The following is a 14,571-nucleotide window of genomic DNA, read 5'->3' as shown; positions in this document are numbered from 1 at the left end:
ATAAAGCGGAAATGCAACTTAAGTTGCATTTCCGCTTTATTGTTCTTTTTTTAGCTCGATACTAAATAGATAAACGTGTTCATTTTCTTTTAAGAGTAGATCAATACCTGTTTCTTCATCAATGGTAGGAACGCTTACAGTTTCTTTACTGGTTTGAATTACAGCAGCTAAAGTTGTTTTTTGATTGTATTTTAAATTTTTTATAGATTGAATTGTAGTAGTTGCAGAGCTATTTACGCTTCGTGGTTCTTCTTCATGAACAAGCGTTGAACCACCTTCAATATTCATATACCACTGCCTTTTTTCTTGTATATCTTTATCGAATTGGAAATGTGGTGGTAAAAAAGAAAGCTTTACTTTCTTTTTTGAAAAATGTGAGGTAGCTATATTAGCAATTTCTTTTGTTTTTTTACCATTGTTATAATAATCAATTGTAGCATTTATTTCATCTTTATCATTTTTAAGCGTAACGTTATAAAACATGCTATTTCTTTCTTGAAAAGGAGTCATTTGTAAAATAGAAGCTTGCTCTTTTGTTAATTTGTATGGCTCAACAATGGCAATTTCATTGTTTTTTAGTTGGCTACAACTTGTGAGTAATAATAAAGACAAGATTGATAGTAATTTTATACGCATGCAATCTCCTCCTTTTTACAATTATATTCTAAATGTGATTTTTTTATCATTTCGTTTTCTAGGACTAAAGACTTAGAAGAAATTCCGATTGTAGTGCGATGTTTAAAATGTCATATTTTTATACACTAGTAGTATAGAATGTGTATGTAATAAGGTAGGGGAAGAATGTTATGTCTTTATGTCGGTTAGCGAGAAAAAATATTAGAACATTTGCTACCAAAAGGATGAAGCAATTTATGTGGATTGCTATGAGTACTATGATTTTGTTTTTTATGATATCGTTACAATTTAATGAAGGAGCTATTTTGAAAGTAGGGGATGCATTTGTATTTCAAATGTATTTTTACACACTTTTTATTGTATTAATTTTCATATGTATTTTTACTACATATAAAATGATGTACTCTCTTTTGCATGTGAGGAGGGAGGAGTTTACATCTTATGTAGCAGAAAATATGAAAAGAAAAGAGGTACTATGTGTATTATGTCAGGAGCAATTATTCATTTATGGAGCAGCATTTGTTTTCGGATTAATTAATGGGATGCTATTTTTGAAATTATTCACGGTTATCTTTATGAAAATCGCAGGGATACAAGGAATAAATAGTGCGCCAATTACAATATATGCAGTTGTAATTATTAGTATAATTATTATGACTGTCGTTTTAATATCGATGATGCAATGTTATCGATTTGTTCGAAGTTTAAAGGGTGAAAATTCGTTGCGGTTTAAAGAAAGGGCATGAGAAATCATGCTTTTTTCTATTTTACACATAAAAATAATCATGTTACAGTGAAAAGACCTGACAAAGAATGGGAAGGAAAGGTTGTATAGAATGACAAATGAACAATCAATTGTAAAAGTCGATCGGTTAACGAAGCGAATCGGATCAAAGACACTTGTACAAAATATTAGTTTTGAAGTGAAAAAAGGCGAGGTTGTCGGTTTACTCGGACCAAACGGTGCTGGAAAAACGACTTTAATGAGAATGATGGTTGGTATGATCCGTATGACAGAAGGTGAAGTATGGATTGATGGTCAATCTGTGAAACAGCAATTCGAAAAAACCGCTGCGAAAATTGGAGCGGTAATTGAGACACCTGAATTTTATCCTTTTTTGAGTGGCTATGAAAATTTAACATATTTCGGACGAATGAATGGTAATGTGACTGAAGAACGTATCGATGAAGTAGTGAAATTGTTAGGGATGGGACAAGTAATTGATCGCAAAGTAAAAGCGTATTCACTCGGCATGAGACAACGTTTAGGAATCGCTCAGGCGCTTATTCACAATCCAGACGTGTTGATACTAGATGAACCGACAAATGGATTAGACCCTAGTGGAATACATGAAATGAGAATGTACATAAAAAAAATTGCACATGAACAAGGAAAAGCTGTACTTGTATCAAGTCACTTACTTTCAGAAGTTGAATTAATGTGTGACAGAGTTATCATTATTCAGCACGGGGAATATGTGGCTACGCAAAATATTCAGCATAGCCAAAGCGAAGAGATGGAGACGATCCGTATACGTGTAGATGATGCGAATAAAGCAGCGGAAATATTAGGGCATGATGTTTTAGTAAAAGATAATGAATTACTTATTAATGTAAAAGATGAAGAAATCCCAAATGTTATTCGTACATTGCTTGAGAAAAATATTCAAGTGTATCGTGTATATGAAGAAAGAAAAACGTTAGAAGAGCAATTTTTAGAATTAACAGGGGGAAAAGATATTGTTTAATTTAGTATATAATGAACTGTATAAAATATTTAAGCGGAAGCGAACGATTATTCCATTTGCAGTTATTGCAGTATTAATAATCGGATTAGGATGGGTTACGGTAAAGTATTTTGAACCGGAAACAAAAGGATGGAAAGTAGATTATACAGAACGTACTGTAGAAATTGAGAAAAAGCTTGGCATGAAAAAAGAAGCTATTTTAGCAGAAAAATCAGGGGATGAGCTTGTAAAAGAATACCAGCTTAAGATGAAGCATTTAGATACGGATACAGCACCGGCAAGCAGTTCTCCACTTTCTTTCATGAGAGATACAGGTTTTATCGTATTTCCAATTTTGCTCCCCTTTATCCTCGTGTATGCAAGTACAATTTTTGCGAATGAATATAGCTGGGGAACATATAAATTTTTAACAATCCGTCCGGCGAGTCGATTTAAAATTTTAACAGCAAAGTTTTTAGCAATCGTTATATTTGCAGCTTTATTGTTTATATTTAATATGATTTTCTCCGCTTTATGTGGACTTGTTATTTATAAATTCCAACAGCCTGCATGGAGTGAGTTTATTTTCCAAGATGGAAATATAATAAAACAAAATATTTTTGTGGAAGCAAGTAAATATTATGTTTTATCATGGTTACCAACGGTTGTGTATGCATCGTTTGCATTTATGATTTCTGTGTTAACGAGATCTAGTGGAGGTGCAATTGGTATTTCACTATTCCTTGCTTTATCAGGCAATATTGCGTTATTAGCAGCCACTAGATATAACTGGGCGAAATATTTATTGCCAGCAAACACAGATTTATATAGTATTTCAAAGAATGGAAGTTTTATTGATGGAGTAACATTCCCGTTTGCATCATGTATGTTACTACTTTATTTGTTCGTATTTTTATGTATTTCATATACTGTGTTTTTAAAACGTGATTTAACTTAATAAGAAAAGCCGTTCAGGGTGCTGAGATGCACTTTGAACGGCTTTTTTTATGAGAATTGTTTAAGTGCTCTTTCGGCTAGTAAAGCAAAGTATTCTGCACTTATAGGCAGTGCCTCTTCATTAATTGTAAAAGCAGGATGATGCCATTCATGTGTACCGCTCGTTCCCATAAAGACGAATGAACCTGGTATTTCCTGTTGGTAAAATGAAAAATCTTCTCCAGCCATTGACGGACTAGGTGAGATGATATTAAGATTCATCTTTGTGGCAACTTGAGTAGATAAGTCTGTAAGAGCTTTATCGTTGTGAACAGCAGGAGGACCTGAAAAAAAACGGAATTCCGTTTTTACACCTAATGCATCAGATACACCTTTAATAATACGCTCCATGAGTGCTGGAATCTTTTCACGTGTTTCAGCTTGGAACGTGCGAATAGTACCTTCTAATGTAGCTTTTTCAGGAATCACGTTCCACGTATTTCCTGCATGAATATTTGTGACACTAACAACCGCATTATGAGATGAACTTATATTTCGGCTTACAATTGTTTGCAGTGCCATCACAATTTGAGAGGATGCGACAATAGGATCTACGCCAGCATCTGGTACAGCCGCGTGTGTACCAACTCCGTGAATTTCAATTTCAAATCGATCAACTCCGGCCATCAGTGGACCATCTTTAATGCCAATAGTACCTACTGGTAAATCAGGTTTATTATGCATGCCGAAAATCGCTTGCACATTACGTAAATGTCCAGCATCAATAACTTTGCAAGCGCCATTACTACTTTCTTCAGCTGGTTGGAATATGAAGCGAACCGTTCCATTTAGGGAAGATTCTCTTTCTTTTAATAAGAAAGCAGTACCTAAAATAGCAGCTGTATGAAAATCGTGTCCACAAGCATGCATTTTCCCTCGTACTTTAGATGCATAGGACAAATGTGTTTCTTCTTGAATAGGAAGAGCATCAATATCAGCACGAACTGCTACAATTGGTCCGTTTTTATTACCAGACACTTCAGCGATAATTCCTGTTTCTAAATTGGAATCAATGATAGTAATATTTTTTTCTTCTAACCAATTTTTTATTGCTTTTGTTGTTTCGAACTCTTCATATGATAGTTCTGGATACTCATGTAAATGTCGACGCATGGAAATAAGTTTTTCTTTTAGTTGATTTGAAATAGATACCATGTAGTATGCCTTCTTTCTTCAGCAAAATATTTATCATAAGTATACAACAATAAAAGAGAGGATTCTCAAATGAAAATCCTCTCTCGTTTATCCCGTATTAATGGGCAGCCCGATTGGTTCAACTAATTAAAGTTTTACTTTATGCTGCGACTTTTTTATGCGTATGATGTTTACGATAACGTCCACGCATTGCGTATGCAATTTGCGGGATTGCAATCCCAATTAATATAAGTGATACACCGAACCATTGTGAAGATAGTACAGCTTCTTTTAAAACGAATACTGACATAATTGTTGTAACTGGTAGTTCCGCTGCACCAAGAATAGTTGCTAAGCCAGAACCGATTTTTGGAATACCGATTGTAAAGGCAATAGATGGAATTACGATACTAAATGTTCCTAATCCTAAACCATATTTCCATAGACCTTGAGAAATGGCACCATTAAAAATAAATGTTGGTGGGAATACAATCATGACTAAAGTTAAAGCACCAGTCATTAAGAGAACACCGCGCGGTAATGAAGGTACTTCAACAGCAACTTTTCCGCTCACGAAAATGTATGTTGCGAATGTAACAGCAGATAATAAACCTAAAATGATCCCAGTCGTATCGAAAGCACCTACTGATTGTTCAAATAAACCACTTGATAAAAATGTCCCTACAAGTAAGAAAATAACAGAAATAACTTTTTCTCTTGAAGGTAATGTTTTTGTTGCGACTGCTTCAATGATAATTCCGACCCAAACGAATTGGAATAAAAGAATAATTGCAATAGAAGCTGGTACAGTTTTTAATGAAGCATAATAAAAAATTCCGGTAAAACTTGCAGATGTTCCTGCAACGAATAAAAGTAATGCTTGCTTTAAAGGAACGCGATGTCTAGAAAATAGAAGTGTAATAGCAAGCAAAATAATCCAACCGAACAAATATTGGCTGCCAATTACCTCTCCAAGTGAAAATCCTTCTGCATATGCAAGCTTAACAAAAATAGCTAAAATTCCATAACTACACGCTCCTAATAAAACTAAAAGAGAATAACGAAGCATGAAAAATTCCTCCCATCTATATGAAGTTGTTCCGTATCGAAAATATATAACTAGAGGGAAGTATACAAAATTAGAAATAAAGGGTCAAATGAAAGAAAAGTATGACATTTTATAGAATAATAATAAAAGTATGATATTTATGCATAATCTTGAAATTATTAATAGTAGAAGTATTATAAAATCAACTTTGTATTGTATAGAGACAGCATTTGAAAAAAATATTTTTTTAAACCAATATGTATATAGACGTACTAGTAACGTGCTAATTATTTGAGAAACTATGTTACCTTTGTTATGGTAATAACAATTAAAGGAGTTGTAAAATCCATTTGAGTTTTTCTATATAATAGAAGGAAATGAAAACGTTTTATTAGAAACTGTGAGGAAGTATGGTTTTTCTTATTACCACGTTGTAAAAGTGATTTCACGAATTGTTCATAGTATTTTTATTTGTTTTTGTTACAATATTTAGGGAGAGGAGTGGAATGATGCAAGATATTAGTATTTTTTTAGCGTTTGGCGCCGGGTTCTTATCATTTATTTCCCCATGTTGCTTACCGCTTTATCCGGCATTTTTATCGTACATAACAGGTATGTCGGTTTCTGAATTGAAAGAAGAAAATGCAATGCTTCGCAAAAGAAGTATGATACATACAGCGTTTTTCTTACTTGGATTTTCAATTATATTTATTGCAATTGGATTTGGTACAAGTTTTATTGGAGGAATCTTTACTGACTATAAAGATTTAATCAGACAGTTAGGTGGTATATTTATCATCGTGTTCGGCTTAATTATTGTCGGGGTGTTTAAGCCGAAATTTTTAATGCAAGACCGTAAATTTACATTTAAAAATCGTCCAAGTGGCTATTTTGGATCAGTACTAATTGGATTAGCTTTTGCAGCAGGGTGGACGCCATGTACCGGACCAATTCTAGTGTCCGTAATTGGATTAGCAGCAACAAATCCAGAATCAGCAATGATATACATGATTGCTTACATACTTGGATTTGCAATCCCGTTTTTCGTATTGTCATTCTTTATTACGAAAATGTCTTGGATTAAAAGAAATAGTATGGCCTTCATGAAAGTCGGAGGATATATTATGATTGTTATGGGTGTCTTCCTATACTTTAACTGGATGACGAAAATTATCGTATATTTCTCAAGTTTATTTGGTGGTTTTACTGGTTTTTAGTATTATTCTGCGAAAATGTTGGAAATACTAACGGAAAAGCATATAATGAAAGTATATTTTGCATATAGCCACAAAAAAGGATGAGAAAATATGAACATAGTTCTTTTATCAAGTATCGTTGCTGTTTGTATGGCTGTCGGTGCGATGTTTATTCGTTTAAAAGCAGCTAAGAAACCTGCAACATTGAAAAAAATTATACTTCCGCCATTTTTTATGAGTACGGGCGCATTGATGTATGTTTTTCCTGAATTTCGATTAACTCCAGCAGAAATGTTAGAAGCAATTGGTGTCGGTTTGATTTTCTCTATTTTTCTTATTAAAACATCTAAATTTGAAATTAGAGGACAAGAGATTTATTTGAAGCGTTCAAAAGCCTTTGTTTTTATATTAATTGGATTACTTGTAGTGCGGATTGTATTTAAAACATACTTAAGTCAATCTCTTGATTTAGGACAACTTAGTGGCATGTTCTTCTTACTTGCGTTTGCGATGATTGTGTCATGGAGAATTGCAATGTATCGTTCCTTTACGAAATTACAGAAGGAAATGGAAAAAGAAGATGGTTTTTATAATGAAAAAGATATGAAGCTAACTTAAAAACTGTATATGTATTAAATAAAAAAGACAGCGTCAAAGGCGCTGTCTTTTTTATCGAAAATAATATGAAGTTACTTTGCAAGTAAAGATTGATAGTTAGAATAATCAATCTTTTTTTCTTGTAGTTTTTTAATTAAAAATTTATGATCACGCTTTGGTGTGGCAATGATGTATCCTTTAATAATTAAGTCTTGTGTAATTTGAGAGGCATTTTCTTGTAATGCAAGTTCTCCAATTTTTCCAGCAATCTTTGATTTTGCAACATCGCGAAATAGTTCTGGAACAGGACTTACAAGCTCTTCTAACAATTGTTTTTGTTCGTCAGTCCATAAATGTCTCGTTTTATTTATGTAGTGTTCTTCCCAATCTAAAATGGACATGCCGTCTTCTTTCGGTAAACGTTTTAAAAATTTTCTGAACATAAAGTATCCACCGATAGACATAAGCCCTAATAAAATAACCGTCCATAATACAATGAACCAACTGAACCATCCCTCGAGCAAGCATATCCCCCCTTAATGATAGCGGTTTTCTTTTATTCATATTATATACAGTGAGATTCATAGAAAGCAAGAACGCTTGGTCATTTTGACCAAGCGTTATAGTTTAAACGAAGTATAGTTGTTCAACACATAAATTATTATTATCGTCTTCAACATACTCAATAATAAGTGTGCCAACTTTACGATCTTTATCTTCAGTTGTGAAAATAGAGTAAGAAGTAAAACGTGTTTTTGATAGGCCGCTTATATGTGTAGGTAAAGAAATGTAGTTGTTATCGCGGAAGAATTCCATCAGTTCAATATCCTCAAATTCTTTTCGGTCAACTTGTTTGTTTGTATAGCGGCGTTGAAGTTGTTTTAAAGATTCATTCCAAGAAATTGCTTTTGTGTCGTATACCATTGTTCTATCTCCTTACTGTATGTAATTATTAAGAACATACGTTCTAATCTAGTATACTCTTTTTATTAGAAAAGGGAAAGCAAAAAATAATGTAAGCTTGGATTTCCAAGCTTACATTATTGATGCGTCCGTCATAATCTCTATTTTTCATTATAAGTTAGATAAGAATAAGAAACAAGATGATATATATAATGTTGAGAGTTTTCAAGGTTCTGTATATTATAGGTGTACTAAAGTGTAAGGGAATGAGAGGCGTGGCATATGTAATTTCACTGCAAGGGCCGATGGCTAGCGGAAAAACAACATTAGCAAAAAGGTTAGAAAAGAGAGGGTTTCGAGTTATATATGAAAATCCATATCCAATTGTAGAGAAGCGAAAAAAATTGAATTTAGATATGAATTCAAAAGTAGGGTTTATTATGAATCAAAAAATGTTTATGGAAGCAAAAATTAAGGAGTTTCAAAATGTGAAAAATTCAGTCGTAATTTTTGATCGCGGACCAGAAGACATTGAGTTTTTTACACTCTTTTATCCAACGATTATAGGAGAAGAGTGGGATATAGAAACTGAATTGAAAGATGAATTATATAAATTAAGAGAATGCCGTTCGGATGCGATTTTTTACTTAGATGTTACGAAAAAGAATGTATATGCTAGAAAAAATAATGATAGAACAAGAAACAGAAGTACGTTTGAGGAGCAATTTAAATTAGTAGAAACTGAAAAAGATTGGTATAAACAATTTCCTGTAACTTATGTGGACACAAATAGATTAACAGTGAACAATTTAGAGGTATATTTTATGGACTGGCTAAAGGAGAGAGGGCTATGAAAAAAATACTTTTATTTGTATACCCAACATTTGCAGAGTTTGAAATAACAGTAGCAACGGCATTGCTGAAAAATAAATATGAAATCATTACAGCGGGCTTAACTAAAGAATTGGTTATAAGTGAAACCGGGTTGCAAGTGCAGCCGCATATAGAAGTAAGTGAAGTACGTGTAGATGAGTATGAGGGGATACTTATTCCAGGTGGAGAAGAAGTACAGTTGAAAGATGCAAAACCTCTTTTTTCAATCATTCGTCAATTTCATGAACAAGAAAAATTAGTGGCGGCAATTTGTGCTGGACCGTATGCGCTAGCAAAAGCAGGCTTATTCAAAGAAATCTCGTATACAGTGACCCTAGATTATCAAAAGCTTGATTGTTTTCCAGTAGAAAATTTTGTGTATAAAGAAGTTGTGCAACACTCAAATATCATTACAGCACAAGGGCATGCATTTGTACCATTCGGAATAGCGATTGCCTCTTATTTTGGAGTAGCAAACGAACATAATATAAATTTTTACGGTGGTAAAGGGAATGTGATGATGGAGAAGCTTTTGCCTGAGAATGTATAAAAGCTAGCTAATGCTAGCTTTTTTCTTTTTGACATCGATAAATGGCTAACGTTTTCGGATCGCGCCATATACCATTATGAAGTAACAATTCATTTTCTACTTCTTCTTTTAGCCATTCCTTCATTTCGGTGTGAAGAAGTGTGTTATCCGGTATATTTAACGACGGAAACATGCTAGAAATATAGTTTACAATCGGAGTAGCATGATGAAAAACGAGAGCATTATGAATAACTGTTTCTTCAACAGTTGGAAAAACGGATTGTAATATCTCTTTACCGTTTTCTAAACAAAATGGAGTGACTGATGATGTTGTTTTCGGCAAATCAAATGCGTCTAACATGCGGTTACACATTTCAACTATACGAGGTAGTGTAACGCTAGAATTTGTTGTAGCTAAAAGTGAGCCACCAGGACGAATTACTTTATCGAATCCTTGAATTGTTTTTTCGACATCTTTCATGTGATATAGCATATGTCTTGCGACAATCCAGTCGTAGCAATTAGCTTCAAAAGGAAGTTTTCCAGCGTCACCTAGTCTCCATTCAATTAAATTATTCGTTTTAGTGGCTTCAGAAAGCATGGCTTCTGATTGATCAAAACCGGTTAATTGACCTTTATGGCCATTCGCTTGCAAAAGGGAAAGGAATTTTCCGTTAGCGCACCCAACCTCTAATATTCTTTCTCTCCCTTGAAGTTGTAAATGTTCAATAACGATTTCATCTAAATTCACTTGTTTTTCTTCGTAATGTTTATGTGTATCGATACGTGTTTGTAAATTGTTACTAACGCTATATTGCCGTTTTACATCATTCATTTTTTCATATTCCACTTTCATACAAAATTGTTGAATCGCATGTGTTAATACATCGGTTTTCTTTAAACCTTCGTAATGGAGTGCGGATTCAAACCTTTCAAGTAATTTTTCTTCAATTCGAAAATGAATATCTTTTCGCTTTTTCATTGGAATCTCTCCCCTTTGCATCTGTTAGTGAGACTATAGCATGCCTGAAAAATTTGTGTAAATCATTTGTGTACACAAATGGAGGAGATGAAAAAATTGTTTGAATGTGAGTTTAAACTATTGACGATTTAACCGTTTTCATATATTCTTAAATTAAGAAATATTCAAATAATTAAAAGAAATGAGAGAGTCACATGCTTCTTCAAGGAACACATCGAATTGGTCGTATGGCCATGCTGTTGGCACTTGCGGATGAGAATGAAAGCCCTGTATTATCCATTCCGAAAGGTTGGAAATATTGTACGGGGAAAGTGGGTTCGATGAATTCGCAAAAGGTTGTCGCAGCAATGGAAACAGCGGCTAAAAGCAACCAAGTTATTGAAACAGACGTTTACAGAGAAACACATGCACTTTATCATGCAATTATGGAAGCTTTGTACGGAGTGACGAGAGGTCAAATTCAGTTAGCAGACGTTCTTCGTACAGTAGGACTTCGTTTTGCGATTGTGCGCGGTACACCATACGACGGAAAAAAAGAAGGCGAATGGGTTGCTGTTGCATTATATGGAACGATTGGTGCACCTGTAAAAGGATCTGAGCATGAGGCGATTGGTTTAGGAATTAATCACATATGATTTGCCCATAGTCTATTAGTTAGAAGGGGGCCTTACTTTTTTAGGACAGAAGTCTGTCTTAAAAAAGATAAGGTCCCCTTTTGCCTTTTTAAGGAGGAAAAATGATGATTACGTTAACAGGACATACATTGACAGTTGAAGAAATGAAGAGGTTATTACTGGAAGGAGAAGGTGTAACAGCTTGTCCAAATAGTATGAAAAAGGTGGCGGAGTGCCGCGAAGTAGTTGAGAAAATTGTAGAGGACGGAAAAGTCGTTTACGGTATTACAACTGGATTTGGAAAGTTTAGTGATGTGCTTATTCAAAAAGATGATGTAAAGGCACTTCAACATAATTTAATTCAGTCACATGCATGTGGGATAGGTGATCCGTTCCCGGAAGAAGTATCACGCGGTATGTTAATTTTACGAGCGAACACGATGCTTAAAGGGGTATCTGGCGTTAGACCGCTCGTTGTAAATATGCTTCTTGAGTTTGTAAATCGTAAAATTCATCCAGTCGTTCCGCAACAAGGTTCACTTGGTGCAAGTGGAGATTTAGCACCTTTATCTCATCTTGCGCTCGTATTATTAGGCGAAGGTGAAGTGTTCTATAAAGGGAAACGCGTTCATGCAATGGTTGCTCTTACAGAAGAAGGGCTTGAGCCGATTGAACTTGAAGCGAAAGAAGGTCTTGCGTTAATTAATGGTACGCAGGCGATGACAGCACAAGGAGTTCTTTCTTATATAGAAGCAGAAGCAACGGCGTATCAAGCTGAACTAATTGCTTCGATGACAATTGAAGGGTTACAAGGCATTATTGATGCATTTGATGAAAATGTTCATAAAGCACGCGGTTATAAAGAGCAAGTGGAAGTAGCAAGCAGAATTCGTGACATTCTTCATGACAGTAAATTAACAACAAAACAAGGAGAACTACGTGTACAGGATGCATATTCACTTCGCTGTATCCCGCAAGTACACGGTGCTTCTTGGCAAGTTTTAAATTATGTGAAAGAAAAATTAGAAATTGAAATGAATGCCGCAACAGATAATCCGCTTATCTTTGATGGTGGGGAAAAAGTAATTTCGGGCGGGAATTTCCACGGTCAACCGATTGCGTTTGCGATGGACTTCTTAAAAGTAGGAATGGCAGAACTTGCAAATATTTCAGAGCGCCGTATTGAACGTTTAGTGAATCCGCAATTAAATGATTTACCACCATTTTTAAGTCCAGAACCAGGACTTCAGTCTGGTGCGATGATTATGCAATATGCTGCAGCATCACTAGTTTCTGAAAATAAAACGTTAGCACATCCGGCGAGTGTTGATTCAATCCCGTCATCAGCTAACCAAGAAGATCACGTAAGTATGGGAACAATCGCTTCACGCCATGCACATCAAATTATTCAAAACGTAAGACGTGTTCTTTCAATTGAAATGATTTGTGCGATGCAAGCTGCAGAATATCGCGGTATTGAAAACATGAGTACAGTGACGAAGAGCTTCTACCATCAAGGTCGTCAGCAAGTACCTTCTATTACAAATGACCGCATATTCTCAACGGATATTGAAAATATTGCGTATTGGTTAAAAACGAATTATTCGATCAAAGAAAGATTAGATGTAAACGCAGCACTATAAAATGAGAAAAAGGAGAGATTGAAATGGAAAAAGTACAACAAACAATTCGCGCGCCAAGAGGTACTGAGTTACAAACGAAAGGGTGGGTTCAAGAAGCTGCACTTCGTATGTTAATGAACAATTTAGATCCGGAAGTTGCTGAAAAACCAGAAGAATTGGTTGTATATGGCGGAATTGGCCGTGCAGCCCGTAACTGGGAAAGCTATCAGGCGATTGTAGATTCATTAAAAACGTTAGAAAGCGATGAAACGTTACTTGTTCAATCAGGAAAACCAGTTGCAATCTTTAAATCACATGAAGATGCACCGCGCGTTCTGTTAGCGAACTCAAACTTAGTACCAAAATGGGCAAACTGGGATCACTTCCGTGAACTAGAGAAAAAAGGTCTTATGATGTACGGACAAATGACAGCAGGTAGCTGGATTTATATTGGAACACAAGGTATTTTACAAGGAACATATGAAACATTTGGAGAAGCGGCACGTCAACATTTCGATGGTTCATTAAAAGGCACACTAACACTTACTGCTGGTTTAGGTGGTATGGGTGGTGCACAACCTCTTGCTGTAACGATGAATGGCGGTGTTGTTATCGCTATTGATGTTGATAAGCGCAGCATCGATCGCCGTATTGAAAAGAGATACTGTGATATGTATACAGAATCGTTAGAAGAAGCATTAACGGTTGCGAACGAGTATAAAGAGAAGAAAGAACCAATTTCAATTGGATTATTAGGCAATGCGGCAGAAATTTTACCAGAGCTAGTGAAGCGTAATATTACGCCAGATTTAGTTACGGATCAAACATCTGCACATGATCCATTAAACGGTTATATTCCAGTAGGTTACACATTAGAAGAAGCAGCGAAACTTCGTGAAGAAGATCCAGAGCGCTATGTACAATTATCAAAAGAGAGCATGACAAAACATGTGGAAGCAATGCTTGCTATGCAAGCAAAAGGTGCAATTACATTTGATTACGGAAATAACATTCGCCAAGTTGCTTTTGATGAAGGGTTGAAAAATGCATTCGATTTCCCAGGATTCGTTCCAGCATTTATCCGTCCATTATTCTGCGAAGGAAAAGGACCATTCCGCTGGGTAGCACTTTCTGGTGATCCAGAAGATATTTATAAAACAGACGAAGTAATTTTACGTGAGTTCGCTGATAATGAACATTTATGTAACTGGATTCGTATGGCACGTCAACAAGTTGAATTCCAAGGTCTTCCGTCACGTATTTGTTGGCTTGGTTACGGTGAGCGCGCGAAATTTGGTCGTATCATTAATGAAATGGTGGCAAATGGCGAATTATCAGCACCGATCGTTATCGGCCGTGACCATTTAGATTGCGGATCGGTAGCATCTCCAAACCGTGAAACAGAAGCGATGAAAGACGGTAGTGATGCAGTAGCTGACTGGCCAATTTTAAATGCATTAATTAACAGTGTAAACGGTGCAAGTTGGGTATCTGTTCACCACGGTGGCGGCGTTGGTATGGGATATTCACTTCACGCTGGAATGGTTATCGTTGCAGATGGAACAGAAGCAGCAGCAAAACGTATTGAGCGCGTATTAACTTCTGACCCTGGTATGGGTGTTGTTCGTCACGTGGATGCAGGATATGACTTGGCAGTGGAAACTGCGAAAGAAAAAGGCGTTAACATTCCAATGATGAAATAAGGAGGAGAAAA

At 35.4% G+C, this 14,571-nt stretch carries 17 protein-coding genes; 11 read left to right on the top strand and 6 right to left on the bottom strand.

The window, feature by feature from the left end; all coding sequences use genetic code 11:
• Positions 1-36: 36 nt before the first annotated feature.
• On the bottom strand, positions 37-636 hold the full coding sequence (locus AXW78_RS17380) for a hypothetical protein (protein ID WP_001220627.1): 600 nt from the start codon (positions 634-636) through the stop codon (positions 37-39).
• A gap of 170 nt (positions 637-806) precedes the next feature.
• On the opposite strand from AXW78_RS17380, the gene AXW78_RS17375 reads away from it, so the two are divergent.
• The 3 genes from AXW78_RS17375 to AXW78_RS17365 all read left to right on the top strand — a co-directional run bounded on the left by AXW78_RS17375 (position 807) and on the right by AXW78_RS17365 (position 3,321).
• The gene (locus AXW78_RS17375; protein WP_000050625.1) at positions 807-1,382 is read left to right on the top strand and encodes an FtsX-like permease family protein; all 576 of its coding nucleotides are present in this window, start codon (positions 807-809) and stop codon (positions 1,380-1,382) included.
• 90 nt (positions 1,383-1,472) lie between these two features.
• Positions 1,473-2,384: an ABC transporter ATP-binding protein gene (locus AXW78_RS17370; protein ID WP_000180624.1), complete on the top strand. Its 912-nt coding sequence runs from the start codon at positions 1,473-1,475 to the stop codon at positions 2,382-2,384.
• Positions 2,377-3,321: an ABC transporter permease gene (locus tag AXW78_RS17365; RefSeq protein ID WP_000482759.1), complete on the top strand. Its 945-nt coding sequence runs from the start codon at positions 2,377-2,379 to the stop codon at positions 3,319-3,321. The genes AXW78_RS17370 and AXW78_RS17365 overlap by 8 nt, the downstream gene beginning before the upstream one ends.
• Positions 3,322-3,368: 47 nt before the next feature.
• Here AXW78_RS17365 and AXW78_RS17360 read toward each other — a convergent pair whose 3' ends face one another.
• Complete coding sequence (locus AXW78_RS17360) at positions 3,369-4,514, bottom strand: M20 peptidase aminoacylase family protein (protein WP_000253681.1); 1,146 nt, start codon at positions 4,512-4,514, stop codon at positions 3,369-3,371.
• 139 nt (positions 4,515-4,653) lie between these two features.
• A complete protein-coding gene (locus AXW78_RS17355; protein ID WP_000947038.1) occupies positions 4,654-5,562 on the bottom strand; it encodes an EamA family transporter in 909 nt (302 codons plus the stop codon).
• Positions 5,563-5,905: 343 nt separating this feature from the next.
• Between AXW78_RS17355 and AXW78_RS35550 the strand changes: the two genes are divergently transcribed.
• The 3 genes from AXW78_RS35550 (at position 5,906) to AXW78_RS17345 (ending at position 7,355) form a co-directional block, all read left to right on the top strand.
• Entirely contained in the window at positions 5,906-6,034 is a 129-nt protein-coding gene (locus AXW78_RS35550) for a peptidase T (RefSeq protein ID WP_081113986.1), read from the top strand.
• Between the two features lie 16 nt (positions 6,035-6,050).
• Positions 6,051-6,758: a cytochrome c-type biogenesis protein CcdA gene (ccdA, locus tag AXW78_RS17350; protein ID WP_001152676.1), complete on the top strand. Its 708-nt coding sequence runs from the start codon at positions 6,051-6,053 to the stop codon at positions 6,756-6,758.
• A 90-nt stretch (positions 6,759-6,848) separates the two neighbouring features.
• A complete protein-coding gene (locus AXW78_RS17345) occupies positions 6,849-7,355 on the top strand; it encodes a CcdC family protein (RefSeq protein WP_001028440.1) in 507 nt (168 codons plus the stop codon).
• A gap of 71 nt (positions 7,356-7,426) precedes the next feature.
• On the opposite strand, the gene AXW78_RS17340 is transcribed toward AXW78_RS17345, so the two are convergent.
• Entirely contained in the window at positions 7,427-7,858 is a 432-nt protein-coding gene (locus AXW78_RS17340) for a DUF2621 domain-containing protein (protein ID WP_000889393.1), read from the bottom strand.
• A gap of 103 nt (positions 7,859-7,961) precedes the next feature.
• Entirely contained in the window at positions 7,962-8,258 is a 297-nt protein-coding gene (locus tag AXW78_RS17335) for a hypothetical protein (protein WP_000262406.1), read from the bottom strand.
• A gap of 245 nt (positions 8,259-8,503) precedes the next feature.
• On the opposite strand from AXW78_RS17335, the gene AXW78_RS17330 reads away from it, so the two are divergent.
• Together AXW78_RS17330 and AXW78_RS17325 are read left to right on the top strand one after the other, a co-directional pair.
• The gene (locus AXW78_RS17330; RefSeq protein ID WP_003302191.1) at positions 8,504-9,091 is read left to right on the top strand and encodes an AAA family ATPase; all 588 of its coding nucleotides are present in this window, start codon (positions 8,504-8,506) and stop codon (positions 9,089-9,091) included.
• Positions 9,088-9,660, top strand: a complete 573-nt coding sequence (locus AXW78_RS17325; RefSeq protein ID WP_000722208.1) for a DJ-1/PfpI family protein — start codon at positions 9,088-9,090, stop codon at positions 9,658-9,660. The genes AXW78_RS17330 and AXW78_RS17325 overlap by 4 nt, the downstream gene beginning before the upstream one ends.
• A gap of 13 nt (positions 9,661-9,673) precedes the next feature.
• Here AXW78_RS17325 and AXW78_RS17320 read toward each other — a convergent pair whose 3' ends face one another.
• Positions 9,674-10,621 (bottom strand): class I SAM-dependent methyltransferase, encoded by a 948-nt coding sequence (locus tag AXW78_RS17320; protein ID WP_000746255.1) that lies wholly within the window; start codon positions 10,619-10,621, stop codon positions 9,674-9,676.
• Between the two features lie 194 nt (positions 10,622-10,815).
• On the opposite strand from AXW78_RS17320, the gene hutP reads away from it, so the two are divergent.
• The 3 genes from hutP to hutU all read left to right on the top strand — a co-directional run bounded on the left by hutP (position 10,816) and on the right by hutU (position 14,560).
• The gene (gene hutP, locus AXW78_RS17315; protein WP_000926516.1) at positions 10,816-11,256 is read left to right on the top strand and encodes a histidine utilization transcription antiterminator HutP; all 441 of its coding nucleotides are present in this window, start codon (positions 10,816-10,818) and stop codon (positions 11,254-11,256) included.
• A 104-nt stretch (positions 11,257-11,360) separates the two neighbouring features.
• Positions 11,361-12,878 (top strand): histidine ammonia-lyase, encoded by a 1,518-nt coding sequence (gene hutH / locus AXW78_RS17310; protein ID WP_000631861.1) that lies wholly within the window; start codon positions 11,361-11,363, stop codon positions 12,876-12,878.
• A gap of 23 nt (positions 12,879-12,901) precedes the next feature.
• Entirely contained in the window at positions 12,902-14,560 is a 1,659-nt protein-coding gene (gene hutU / locus AXW78_RS17305; RefSeq protein WP_000416945.1) for a urocanate hydratase, read from the top strand.
• The last annotated feature ends 11 nt before the right edge of the window (positions 14,561-14,571 follow it).

Source organism: Bacillus thuringiensis (assembly GCF_001595725.1).
Classification (GTDB): Bacteria; Bacillota; Bacilli; order Bacillales; family Bacillaceae_G; genus Bacillus_A; species Bacillus_A thuringiensis_K.
The sequence above is the reverse complement of the archived record's forward strand: the minus strand, read 5'-3'. Positions and strand labels throughout refer to the sequence as shown.